Source organism: Streptomyces sp. NPDC048383 (assembly GCF_040651775.1).
Classification (GTDB): Bacteria; Actinomycetota; Actinomycetes; order Streptomycetales; family Streptomycetaceae; genus Streptomyces.
The window spans coordinates 1-13,604 of the sequence record NZ_JBEZKS010000104.1 but is presented as its reverse complement, the minus strand read 5'-3'; the positions used below and the strand labels follow the sequence as shown (position 1 = coordinate 13,604).

4 protein-coding genes and 1 pseudogene are annotated in these 13,604 nt (G+C 67.6%); 1 reads left to right on the top strand and 4 read right to left on the bottom strand.

The features are described 5' to 3' along the window. Window positions 1–106 precede the first annotated feature (106 nt). The 3 genes from AB0D46_RS37345 to AB0D46_RS37335 form a co-directional block, all read right to left on the bottom strand. Window positions 107–376: a hypothetical protein gene (locus AB0D46_RS37345; RefSeq protein WP_362884400.1), complete on the bottom strand. Its 270-nt coding sequence runs from the start codon at window positions 374–376 to the stop codon at window positions 107–109. An 86-nt stretch (window positions 377–462) separates the two neighbouring features. Then, complete coding sequence (locus tag AB0D46_RS37340) at window positions 463–870, bottom strand: DUF393 domain-containing protein (protein ID WP_362884398.1); 408 nt, start codon at window positions 868–870, stop codon at window positions 463–465. Between the two features lie 479 nt (window positions 871–1,349). Beyond that, window positions 1,350–4,163, bottom strand: coding sequence for a DNRLRE domain-containing protein (locus tag AB0D46_RS37335; protein ID WP_362884396.1), 2,814 nt, complete (start codon window positions 4,161–4,163; stop codon window positions 1,350–1,352). Window positions 4,164–4,749: 586 nt separating this feature from the next. On the opposite strand from AB0D46_RS37335, the gene AB0D46_RS37330 reads away from it, so the two are divergent. Then, complete coding sequence (locus tag AB0D46_RS37330) at window positions 4,750–12,306, top strand: ricin-type beta-trefoil lectin domain protein (RefSeq protein WP_362884394.1); 7,557 nt, start codon at window positions 4,750–4,752, stop codon at window positions 12,304–12,306. A gap of 536 nt (window positions 12,307–12,842) precedes the next feature. Here the strand turns inward: AB0D46_RS37330 and AB0D46_RS37325 are convergent. Further along, a pseudogene (locus tag AB0D46_RS37325) lies at window positions 12,843–13,514 on the bottom strand (site-specific integrase); the annotation flags it as partial. Between the last annotated feature and the right edge of the window lie 90 nt (window positions 13,515–13,604).

Here is a 13,604-nt window from a genome sequence, read left to right as displayed (position 1 = left end):
GCCTACCCCTCGACGTCCCCGTCGAGGGGTAGGCGGTCGCGGGACACGCGTGCCAGATCGTCCGCTATGGCCGGGCCGGTCTCAGGGGGCCTCGTGGGATGGCTCCTTACCGTGCGGCGTCCCCGCTACGGCGTTGCCTGACGTGGGCGACGGCGATCGCTCCGGCACCGGTGATGAATACCAGGGCGGTGACCGCGTAGGCCGCGCGCAGCCAGGCAGGACGCTCGCCCCCCGACATGGCCAGGGAGGTGAACCAGACGGTTCCCAGCAGGCAGCCGACTATCCGGACGGCCGGTGAATAGCGGCTCCGGCCCTGTTCGGGGCGGGAGGCCGGGCCCGGTGGGTCGGCCGGGCCGGTCTGCGGGTGGGTGTTCATGAGGGTGCGTCTCCTCGTGCTGTCGGCTGGTTTCCGGTGGATCGTGATGGCCGGGTGATGGGCGGTGATGGCTGAGGGTTGTGGTCTCAGGCTCCGTCACGGGTGGTGGGCCGCAGGTGGGCGGGCAGGGAACAGGCCGCCGTACCGCCGGGGAGGCGGTGGCGGTTCACCGCGACGGCCCGGTAGACGAGCCGTGCGGTCCAGCTGATTGGGGGCAGGGCCATGGCCCGGCCGGCGAACCGCACGGCCTGGCGGCGGTCCCGCTGGAGCAGGTGGGCCACCGCGTCCGCGCCGCCGTGCACGACGCCCGTGCCGGGCTCGATCCACAGGACCTCCCGGTCGGCTCGTTCCGCCGTCACGCCGAGTGCCTCGACGTCGGCGAACTGCCAGGGGGTGACGGTGGCATCCGGGTCCAGCAGGCGGACGGCGGTGTTGACCGCTCTGGTGCAGAAGCCGCAGTCACCGTCGTACAGCAGGATCGGACGTTCGGCCACGATGGCTCTCCTTGTGTCGTGCGAGGGCGGGTGTCCCCTCGGGGCTCCGGGGGCGCGGTACGGGCGGGAGTGCAGTCAGAGCAGGGAGACTGCCAGTGCGGCCAGGGCGACGGCCAGGAAACCTGCCCGCGCCGCCCCTGCCCGTACGGCGGGCCCCGGGAACGGGTGGGAGCCGGCAGGCGCGGCCCGGGCGGCCGGGCGGGCGAGGTCGAGGACGGTAAGCGGGGCACGGGGCAGGTAGCACGGCGCGAGACCGCGACCGGCTGCACCCCTACCCCGACACTGGGTACGGCCCTACGCCCTGCCCGGCTTGGACGCGAGCCCCCTTCCGGCGCAGCCATCACAGAAGCGCGGCCAGAACCCGCCAGTGAGCACGGTATGCATGATGAGGCCGATGCCCGGCCAGGAAACCTCTCCTGGCCGGGCATCGGCCGGCTTTGAGCTTGCTGCTGAATTGAGTCGGCTTGCTGGGGTGACGGTCAGCCGAGGGTGCGGAAGGTGTTCCAGTCGTCCTCTTCGACGCGCCAGCCTCCGCCGAGGACGCTTCGGCCTCCGTGGTACAGGTGGAGGGTGCCGTCGTTCTTGGTGAGGTACATGTCGGGGATGCCGTCGTTGTTGACGTCGGGCGTGCCGCGCAGGAGCGGCCAGGTGGTGCTGTCCCAGCCGGTGGTGCCGTAGGGGAGGTCCTTGCCGTCGGCCGAGTTGACCGCGAGGGCGAGGGAGTTGATGTCGGCGCCGCCGCCCGTGCCGGGCTTGCCGCGGCGTAGGGCCAGGCCCCGGTTGGGGTCTGCGTCGTCGCGGAAGACGAGGTCGGGTACCCCGTCGCCGCTGACGTCGCGGACGTCGATGATGTCGCGCTTGATCCAGCTGGTCGCGGAAAGCTGGCGGGCTTCGGTGATGGAGGCGCCGGTGTAGCCGGTGAGGATCCACAGGGTGTCGCCGGCGGTGGCGAAGATATCCTCGGCGTTGTCACCGTTCATGTCGGGGACGACGACGATCTGGGTGAGGGTGGCCGGGTCGGGTGCGCCGGCGGGCAGGAGGATTTCGGTGCGGCGGCCGATGTCGAAGCGGCCGTTGCCGTCGCCCTGGTAGACGTACAGCTTGCCGTCGGGCATGCGGGCGATGAGGTCGGTGATGCCGTCGCCGGGGTACCAGTCGCTGGAGTGCCCGATGAGGGCGGTCTTTCCGCCGGCGTCCTTCCAGTATCCGGCGGGTGCGGGCTTGCCGTTGTCTGTGGCGGCGGGCATCCAGGCGTCCACGTCGCCGATGGCGTCGGCCGGGTAGACGCGCAGGTCACCGGCCCCGTCGACGACGAGCAGGTCGGCCTTCTGGTCACCGGTGACGTCGCCGCGGCCATCGAGGCCCGGGCGGGGGCGGACGTAGAAGGTGTAGATGAAGGGATTGGAGATGTTCCCGGCCTTGCTGACGATCCGTACGTAGAAGAGGTTCGGGCCCGCGTTGTCGGGATTCACGTCGACGGTGACGGTGTCCTGCCCTGCGGTGGGGACGGCCTTCTGGTCGTAGACGGGGTGGTTGAGCGACCACTGGAACTCGCGGATGTCCGCGGGGTTCGTGCCGCCGGCGATGACGGTGATCTTGCCGGGGCCGAGGGTGTTCTTGCTCCATTCGGCGCCGTCGGGGCCGGGGGCGGGGAAGTCCTCGGAGCGGATCGTGGGCGCGGTGGGCTGCGTGTGGTCGACGGTGAAGGCGCACCATCCGCCGCCGCCTGAGTCCAGCGGGCCGCTGCCCGACCACTGGCCGTCCCAGTCGTTGGCCTGGGCCAGCCAGTAGTAGGTCACGCCGGGGGTGAACTTCTCCCAGCCAAGGGTGATGCCGGCCGCTCCGTCGCTGTTGGTGTCCCGGAACTCGTTCGCCACCGAGCTGCCGTCCGTCGCCCAGATACGGAAGTTGAGCTGGCGCAGGTTGCCGTCACCATCCGAGGCCTTGGCCTGGAAAGCCACGTCGGTCTTGCCAATCTTGGTGTAAGGCTGCTGCGTGAGACACGATCCGCCCGGTGAGGTGCTCATATCGGCCTGCACGGGGGTGTTCGGCACCCGGGTGTAGACGATCTCGATGTACGGGGCGCTCTCGCCGTTGGCGAGGAACTTCTTCCAAAAACTTGGGTTGCTCTCGTTCGCGGAGCGCAGGCCCAGGGTGAGGCTCTGCCAGGAGCCGCGGGCGCCTTCCTCCACGGTGGACTTGATGTCGACGCCCACCCATGCGTCGGGGCAGGAGCTGTTCCAGCCGTACCCCGTGGACGCTCCGGCGATCCTTTTGCCCCAGAAGCCGCCCGTGTTGTCCCAGGTACTGGAACTGGTGATCATCGGGGTGTGATAGACGTCGAAGGCGGTTGGACTGCAGCTGTACGAGTAGGTTTGCAAAGCTCGCAGATTGGCGGAACGGATCTGCGTGCCGTTGAGCTGAGTTCCGAAGTCAAAGGCGAAAACAGAGCGTGATGTGCCGTGTGTCTTGTCCTCGCATCCGACACGTGCCTCAATTGCGCCACTGCCTGTGTTGTAGTTCTGGCCGTTCCAGAAGCTGGAGCTGCCTTGCGTCTTGTACAGGAGGGTCCAGTTCTGCTTGTGACCCTTGAAAGAGGGGTCGATGAAGACCGGATAGACCGTATCGGCGTCGTTGAGCAGCTGGGCGTTCGGTGTCAGGGTGAGCACGTTCTCCGGGCTGAGGGCGGCGTCGGCCACCTTCGCGTGTGCGCCCTCCGCGCCGAACAGGCCCTTGAGGCCGAGCGTGGGGTGCTGGGCGGCACCGGCTGGCGGCTGCGGAACCGGCTCGCCCTCCGTAACGGCGACCTCACCCGCGGAGTCCCACATGTAGGGGGTGGGAGCGCCGGCGACCTCCTCGCCCTTGGCGTCGCGCGCGCTGACCGAGCGGGAATCCCCGTCGAGGTGGAAGGTCAGATCAGGCGAGGTCAGGCGGTAGTTCAGCTGACCGAGCATCGGGTCCTGGGCCGCCTGTTTGTCCTTGACCACCACCAGGTGGGAGTAGCCGCCGTCCTGGGCGGTCATCACGAGGTCGATACCGGGGCGGATGTTCTCGTACAGGGCTCGAGGCCCGGAGATGAACGGGGCGGGCAGTGGCCCGGGCCAGCTCAGCACCAGGTCATGGCCGTTGGCATTCAGCCTGACCAGCTCGCTCCACTGCGGATCGGGCGTATCCGCCCGCACTGACGCCGGGTTCGCCAGCGCCACCCGTGACACGCCGCGCGAGGCCCGGGCACCGTCCCCGGTGCCGGCCGGGGCCGTCGGCGTTCCGGCGCTGTCCTGCGCCGCGGCCACGGGCTCACCTGTTCCCTGCTGCGGTTCAGCGGCGGGTATCGGCTCGTTTTCGCCCCAAGGCAGGCTCAGGCCGATGGGTATCGCCACAGCGGTGGCCAGCAGCATGGCCAGTCCGGCTACCAATCGACGCCCGGCAGACCGGCGGGTGAGTAATGGCCGGTTTTCTTCTCGGTGTTCCGCAGGAAGTGGCGGACTTTCGCCCGTCCGTTTTTCCGGATTCACGTTCTCCTTCTCCCCCCTCGGGCACGCCAAATCGCGACCCCTCGGAACTCGCAAACGTTTCAGGCCACTGTCCAGAACAAGAAGGGTTCGCTCCCCACTCGCCTTTCATGCAATGGATGTGCGAGCCGAGCATGAACCATCCCTGCGACTTCGTCACCTCATCGACCGCCGTCGCGAGCCGCCACTTGCTACTGATATGGGGTAATTATTCACTTTTACGGATCCGGTAAAGCGATAAACGCCACATCGCCTTTCGGGTGGTGGATTTTCTTCGGCAAACGAACGCAGAATCGGCGGGATATTCGTCAGTTGCCTGCCGCAGGCGCCGACTCGGCGCGGCGGCAGATCGTGGGGGGGGGTCCACATGTCGCCGTTCTCGGCGAACAATTTCCGCCTGCCCGGAAACAGGAGAGCGCGGGTCAAACGCACCCGCCTCGCCGGGCGCGTAGGCACCGTGCTGTCCGTCGTCCTCGTCGCGACCCTGCTCCCGGCGCAAGCCTGGGCGGCGCCGCCGGGCTCCCGGGACGGCGTCCAGTTACCGGGCCTCCAACAGGACCTGAAGGCCAAACTCGACAAGATCGCCGCCGCCAAACTCGAGGGCTGGGCCGGCGCTCCCGTGCAGCCGCCACCCGAGTACGAACCGTCGAAGGTGACACCGCCCACCGGCGGCGCGGAACCCGTCACGCTAACCGGCGAACAACTGGTCCAGGCGGGCGGGCTCCCGGTGAGCATCGGCAAGACATCGCCGACTCCGGAGAACCCCTCCCCGCCCACGCCCTCCGGCACCTGGTCGGTCGCGGTCGCCAGCCGCACCGTCACCGAGGCCGCCAACGTCGACGGCGCCCTCATCAAAGTCACCCCGCCCGCAGACGGCGCCACACCCGTCGACGTCCAGCTGGACTACAAGAAGTTCAAGGACCTCTACGGCACCGAGTGGGCCACCCGCCTGGAGCTCAAGCAGCTTCCCTCGTGCTTCCTGGACACCCCCGACCTTCCCGAGTGCTCGGTCTCCAAGGACATCCCCAGCACCAACGACCCCGCCACCGGCACCGTACGTGCCACCGTCGACCCGGCCACCGCACCCGGCCAGGGCATGCGCACGATGGCCGTTGGCGGAGGTGGCCCGATGGTCCTGGCCGCCTCCGACGGCGCTTCCGGAGCGGGCGGCACCTACAAGGCCACCTCCCTTTCCCCGTCCGGTTCATGGACCGCGGGCGGAAGCGGCGGCGGCTTCTCCTGGTCGTACCCGCTGACGGTCCCGGCCCCGCCGGCCGGCCCGTCCCCACAGATCGGCTTCGGCTACTCCTCCCAGGCCGTCGACGGCAAAACGTCCGTGGCCAACGGCCAGGCCTCCTGGGTCGGTGACGGCTGGGGCTACGAGCCGGGCTACATCGAGCGCCGGTACCGCTCCTGCTCGGACGACCTCAAAGCGAACCCGAGCAAGCCCAACAACGACAACTCCACCGACAAGAAGAAGGGCGACCTCTGCTGGTCCGGCGACAACGTCGTGATGTCGCTGAGCGGCAGCACGACCGAACTCGTCCACGACACCGCGACCGGCCAGTGGATCCCGGCCTCCGACGACGGCTCCCGCATCGAGCGCAAGACCGACACCAGCATCGCGAACGGCGCCAAGGACGGCGAGTACTGGGTCGTCACCACGCGTGAAGGCGTCCGGTACTTCTTCGGCCGCCACGACGTCGACGGTGCGGGCATCCGGCCCGTCACCAACTCGGTCCTCAGCGTCCCCGTCATCGGCAACCACCCGGGCGAGCCATGTCACCAGGCCACCTACGCGGCCTCGGCCTGCGACCAGGGCTGGCGCTGGAACCTCGACTACGTCGAAGACCCCTACGGCAACGCGATGGTCATCGACTGGACCCGGGAGACCAACCGCTACGCCAAGAACCAGAAGTTCAAGGAAGCGGTCCCCTACCACCGGGCTGGCTACCCGACCCAGATCAGCTACGGCCTGCGCAACGACAACCTCTCCGGCCCTCCGGCCGCCAAGATCGAGTTCCTCGTCGAGGAACGCTGCATCAAGGAAGGCACGACGACCTGCTCGGACGCCGAGTTCGAGGGGAACAACTACGGCGGCAAGCAACCCTGGTGGGACACCCCCGCCACGCTCCACTGCAAGACGGGCGCTAAGGACTGCTACAACGCCTCGCCCACCTTCTGGACCCGCAAGCGCCTGACCTCCGTCGTCACCAAGGCCCAGCGCACCGAGGGTTCCACCGGGCTGTCCCTGGTCGACCGCTGGGACCTGGCTCAGTCCTTCCCCCGGCAGCGCACCGACACCCACCCGCCGCTGTGGCTGGAGTCCATCACCCGCACCGGGTATGGCGTACCCACGGGCAACCCGGCCAAGCAGGACAGCACCTCGCTCCCGGCCGTCTCCTTCCTCCCCAACGTCCGGGACATGCCCAACCGCGTCGCGAAGAGCGCCACGGACGCCACTCCCGACTTCGACCGCCTGCGCGTCGAGACCATCCGCACCGAAACCGGCGGAGAAACCGTCGTCGGCTACTCCGCGCCCTGCGCGGTCGGCACCACGCACCCGAAGCCGGAGGAGAACACCACCCGCTGCTACCCGGTCCACTGGTCGCCGGACGGCGAACTGGAGAAGCCGCCACTGGAGTGGTTCAACAAGTACGTCGTCGACAAGGTCACCGAAAGGGACCGCGTCGCCCGCCAGGCCGACGTCACCACCTCCTACGTCTACGAGGGTGACGCCGCCTGGGCCAAGGAGGACGACGAGTTCTCCAAGCCCGAGATGCGCACCTACAGCCAGTGGCGCGGCTACGCCAGCGTGCTGGTCCGCACGGGCGTCACCGCCAACGCGGGCAAGCCGGACGCCACCGAACAGTCCGAATCCCGTACCCGCTACTTCCGTGGCATGTCGGGCGATGCCGGACGTCCCAAGATCACTGTCAAGGACTCCACCGGTACCGAGGAACTCGGCGAGGACCTCCCCCACTACCAGGGGATCCCGGCGGAGAGCATCACGTACACCAAGGTGGGCGGCAGCGTTTCCTCACGCTCCCTCACCTGGCCCTGGAGCCAAAAGACCGCCTCCCGCCCACGCGACGGCACCACGGCGCTGGACGCCTACCGGTCGGGCACCTCACGCGCCGATTCGATTGAGACCATCAGTGGCGGCGCCACTCGCACCCAGCGCACCCGCAACACCTTCGAGCCCATCTACGGCCTGACACAAACGGTCCAGACCGAGGCGATCAGCCCCAACGGCACGGGCGGGACGCAGACCACCCACCAGACGTGCGCCACAACCAGCTACGTCCACAACACCGACAAGCACCTGATCGGCCTGCCCCAGCGCGTCCGCACCACCGCCGGCGACTGCACCCAGGCGGCCACCGGGGCCCTCCTGGCGGACACCCGCACCGCCTACGACGCACCCGGCGCCTTCGGCGCGGCCCCGAGCAAGGGCCTCATCGCGCAGGTCGACACCAACGACGCCGCCGGCACCGGCTGGATCACCACGGCCCGCACCGAGTACGACGCCCTCGGCCGCTCCATCAAGCTGTACGACGGCGCCAACAACATCGTCACCACCACCTACAGCCCCGCCACCGGTACCCCGTTCACTGTCTCCGGTACCAACGCACTGGGCCACACCGTCAGCACCAGGAGCGACCCGGGCCGCAGCGCCCCGCTCGAGGACACCGACGCCAACGGCCGCAAAACCACCACCACCTACGACAACCTCGGCCGCTCGACCGCCGTATGGACCCCGTCGCAGAAGCCCGGAACCGACAAGGCGGCCTTCACCTTCACCTACCAGATCAGCGAGCACCAACCCCCGGTCGTCACCAGCAACACCTTGCAGGACGACGGCACGTACAGCCAGGCCGTCACCATCTACGACGGCATGTTCCGCCCCCGCCAGAGCCAGGGCGAGGCCCTCGGCGGCGGCCGTCTGATCACCGACACGTTCTACGGAGCCAACGGCACCGTCACACGGACCAACAACGGCTACCACGCCGAAGGAACACCCGAGAAGAAGATCTTCGTTCCGGAGAGCGTCTTCCAGGTTCCCAATTCCACCGAAACGGCTTACGACGGCCTCGGCCGGGCCGTGCGCTCCACCACCCTGCACGCGGACGTACCGCAGTACTCCTCCGTCGTGCAGTACGGCGGCGACTTCACGCTGTCCCGTTCGCCGATGTCCGTCGACGGCACGACCCCCCTCAAGGGCAGCGCCGCGTCCAGGACCTGGACCGACCCGCTGGGCCGCACCTCGGCGGTCGAGCACGCCACCTCCACCGACCTCACCACCTGGAACCAGACCTCCTACCTCTACGACGTCCGCAACAAGCTGACCCAGGTCACCGACTCGGCCGGCAACCAGTGGAAGTACGGCTACGACGTCCGCGGACGCAAGACATCCTCGGAGGACCCGGACACCGGCCGCTCCGAATTCGGCTTCGACAACCTCGACCAGCAGATCTGGACCAAGGACTCCAGCGGCCGCACCCAGTACACGACCTACGACGCCGTCGGCCGCACCACCGAGGTACGCCACGACGCCGCCAACGGCCCGCTCGTCACCTCCTACACCTTCGACACCCTGCCCGGAGCCAAGGGCCAGGCCGTCTCCTCCACCCGCTACGAGGGCGGAGCGGCGTACAAGAGCGAGGTCACCGGCTACGACGCCGAATACCGGCCGACGGGCTCCAAGATCACGATTCCCGACGTCCCCGCGACCAAGGGACTCGCCGGCACCTACGCCTCCTCTGTCACCTACACCCCGACCGGCAAGGTCCAGTCGACCACCCTCCCGGCCACTCCCGCCGGCCTCGCCGCCGAGAAGCTCATCACGCGCTACAACGCCGACGGCATGCCCCGGAGCCTCTCCGGCCTCGCCTGGTACACCGCCGACGTCAAGTACAGCCCCTACGGCCAGGTCCTGCGCACCGCGACGGGCAACGCCCCCAACCGGGTCTGGACCACCACCCAGTACAACCGGAACACCGGTCAGGTCACCAACCAGATCAGCGACCGCGAGGCCGCACCGCACCGCATCAGCGACGTCTCCTACGGCTACGACACCGCCGGCCAGATCACGTCGGTCACCGACAGCCAGCCCGGCGACCGGGCCGACCGCCAGTGCTACGCCTACGATCCGATGGGTCAACTCACCAATGCCTGGACCGGCAAGACGGCGGCCTGCACCGGCCCCAGCCTCGCCGACGTCACCGCCGGCCCGGACGGTGACGGCTTCTGGCAGGAATACCAGTTCGACAACATCGGCAACCGCACCAAGCTCATCAACCGCGACCTGACCAACAGCGCGCTGGACGACGAGACCACCTACACGTACGGCATCACCACCGCCGCCAACGGCGCCCAGCCGCCCGTCAAGACCCAGCCCCACGCCCTGGCGAAGTTGGAGAAGACCACCCGCAACCCGGGTTCCACCGTCAACTCGCTCTCCTCCTACGAATACGACGCCTCCGGAAACACCAAGACCCGCCGCATCGGCGGCGACACCCAGAACCTGAACTGGGACCGCCAAGGCAAGATCACCTCGGCCACCAGCCCCGGCATCGGAGCGGTCTCCCTCACCGGAGCGTCCGGCAAGTGCGTCGACGTCGAAACCGGCGGCACCGCGGACGGCACCCCGGTCCAGATCTATCCCTGCAACGAGACCAAGGCCCAGCAGTGGCGCCTGACCGACAACACCGTCCGCGCCCTCGACAAATGCCTCACGACCAGCGGCGCCAAGCTGGTCCTGGCCACCTGCGACGGCAGCGACAAGCAGAAGTTCGTCTACCGCGCCGGCGACAAGTCCCTCAACAACCCGGCCACCAACCAGTGCGTCGACGTCCCCAACAATGCCGCCGACACCACTGACCTGCAGCTCTGGTCCTGCAACAGCACCGGACCCCAGCAGTTCTCCTTCGACCACACCACCACCTACCTCTACGACGCCGGCGGCAACCGCCTCATCGAGGAGACCGGCAGCTCCCGCACCCTCTACCTCGGTGACACGGAGATCACCGTCAACAAGGCCGGCCAGGCCATCGACGCCCTCCGCTACTACAGCGGACCCGGCGCCACCACCATTCGTCGCACCTACGGCAAGCCGGACAACCACCAGCTCAGTGCTCAGCTCGCCGACCACCACGGCACCGCGACCAGCACCATCGAGCAGTCCACCGGCCAAGCGGTCACGCGCCGCAAGTCCGACCCGTACGGCAACCCCCGCGGCGCCCAACCCTCCAGCTGGCCCGGAAGCCGAGGCTTCCTCGGCTCCGGTATCGACGACACGAACACCGGCCTGACCCACATCGGGGCCCGCGAGTACGAATCCACCACGGGCCGCTTCATCTCCGTCGACCCGATCATCGACATCACCAACCCGACGCAGATGAACGGGTACACCTACGCCAGCGGTAACCCGGTCAACAAGAGCGACCCCTCGGGTCTGATCGAAACCGACTGCAAGAACGGCCACTGCGGCGGCCACTACAACCCCCGCCACGACACCCTCCCCGTCGGCCACCCCGAGCGTCCCGTACGCGCCCTCCGGGGTGACTTCAACAGCGCGTACACGGCCGAGGACCGGGTCTCGAAGCCCTACTACGGCTCGAGGGCCGGCACCGGGCCCGCCAAGAAGAAGACCACCCAGGCCCCCAAGCCCAAGGGCTGTGGCGTCTTCTCGATGTGCAACGTGAGAAAGGCCGTCGACTGGACGAAGGAAGTCTGGAAAGAACACAAAAAGACAATCGTCTCCGTAGCCACCGAAGTCGTTGTCGGAGCCGCCTGCATCGGCGCGGCAGCCGCACTCGGTGTCGCCACCGCCGGCGTCGGATTCGCCGCAGCCGCGGGCTGCGGAGCCATAGCCGGCGCAGCCGGCGCCGCAGCCGGCAACTTCATGGACCCCAACGCCGACCACAGCGTCCTCGGGGTCCTGAAGGACATGGCCGTAGGCGCCGCGGCGGGGGCAGCGGGTGGCGTCCTAGGCGTAGCCGCAGGCCCGGTCATCGCGGCAGCGGGCAGGGCCATCGGCAAGGGAGTCGGCAAGGCGATCTCCCGGATTCGGTCCGGCGGCTGCCCCAACAGCTTCGCAACCGGAACGCTCGTCCTGATGGCAGACGGCTCCTCCAAGCCGATTGATGATCTGCAAACCGGAGAGAAGGTCCTCGCCACTGACCCCGAGACCGGCGAAACCGCGACGAAGGAAATCACGGCGACCATTCAGGGCGAGGGCAGCAAGAACCTTGTCGAAATCACCGTCGACACCGGCGCCGGCGCCGAAGCGATAACCGCCACAGCCAACCACCCCTTCTGGTCGGTCGACCTCGCCAAGTGGACGGACGCCACCGACCTCCAGCCGGGCCAATGGCTCCGCACCAGCGCTGGCACTGAAGTTCGAATCGCCGCGATCAAGCGCTGGACTTCCCCGGCCACCGTCCACAACCTCACCGTTGCAGACCTCCATACTTACTATGTGCTGGCGGGTAAAACTCCGGCGCTTGTGCACAATTGCAGCCCAAGCACTGTTCAGAGCAGGATGTACGTCGCGGGACGCCTTGGCACGGACGCCACCCCGCAGGCCCCCCTCCCCGAGAGTGCAGTGGTGACTAGGGGAGGAAATCTGCAAGACGGCAATTACCATTACGTCGTGATGCCGGGTGGTTCAGTGAGAACGTTTCACGAGAGCATCTTCGATGAGGGCATATGGGCGGGGCATACAAGCCTCTCTGGAGGTAGGCCTGTGACCATGGCCGGCACGTTTGACGTATCAAACGGATCCATCACAGAATTCGGCAACTTCTCCGGCCACTATAGGCCGAATGGATCTGGGATGGAGTCGGTGGCGCGAGATGCTCTGAACAGAAATGGCTTTAACGTGGGTGGAGCGAGGTGGGACCCCTTCAACTTCGGTTGAGTTCTCGCAAGCCCGCCCCCCGTCCGTCCACTTGGACGGGCGGGGGGCGGACTTGCGGCTTAGTTATGATCTTCCGACTTCAGGTTGCGGGCAACGTCGATCAATCGCCGAAATCGTCCATCCGATAGCGAGCTCGCGATCGAAACTAGCTCGCCGATCTCAGCCGAATTACGGTAGGGCCCGGGGGCGCTAGCGGTTGGTGTTGATGCAAGGTCAGCAATTGTGAGCAAATCGGCTTCGGAGATCTGCAACACTGGCGCGATATCTTTCATTATTTCCGGTGACGGTGGAACGCTCCCATGGAGCAATTGCAGAATGGTCGATTCAGCCCGTGCTGATGCGCGGCTAACAGCCCGGGGCGATAGTCCACGGTTGTCCATGAGGCCCTGCAAGATATCGGCAAACCGTTGTGTCATCCTTGCACCTTACTAAGTCAACCAAGTTTGGCGCCAGCGTTCAAACCGGAAGGCGGCCCCGTCGGAGTCTTTATTCCGGCGGGGCTTCCGGGGTGTCTGACGGCAACGGTGACGGCAACGTCAGCGGACAGCTGCTGCGGCAGGCGGGTCGTCCCGTCGGTCGCTCGTCGGACTGAGGGCGTTGCCCAGAGTGTCGATGGCCTGGCGCTGGAGACGGAGTCTTACGTGGGCGTAGACGCCTGCGGTGACCCCGATGTGGGCGTGGCCGAGGAGTTCTTTGATCACGACGAGTTCGACGCCTTGCTCCAGGAGCAGGGTAGCCGTGGAGTGGCGCAGGTCATGGAAGCGGATGCGGCGCAGCGTGGCTCGGTTGAGGAGCTGGCCGAAGCGGCGGGTCATGTTGGCCGGGTCGAGCGGTCCGCCGGCCGGCCTGGTGAAGACGAGCCCGCTGTCCTTCCAGCCCACCCCGGCCACCTTGCGTTCTACCTCCTGACGTTGCCGGTGGCTCTTCAGCGAGTGGACACACTCGGTGGGAAGGGCGATGTGGCGTTCGGACGCACGGGTCTTGGTGGGCAGGGGGGTCAGACCGCTGCTCCGGGTGCGTTGGAGTGAGCTGCGGATGCTGGCCGTACCACCGTCGAGGTCGAGGTCTTCCCAGTGGAGGCCGAGGAGTTCACCTTTGCGGAGTCCGGTGCGCAGGGCGAGTTCGTACAGCGCGTGGAGCCGGTCGGCACGAGCCGCGTCGAGGAACTGGCGCGCCTCTGTCGCCGTGAGGGGCCGGAAGCGCCTAGGTTCTGTTTCTTGGATCAGCTGCGGAGCCAGATGATGAGGGTCGCGAGGGTGACGGTCCCGAGGTAGACGTAGGCACGTTTGTCGTAGCGG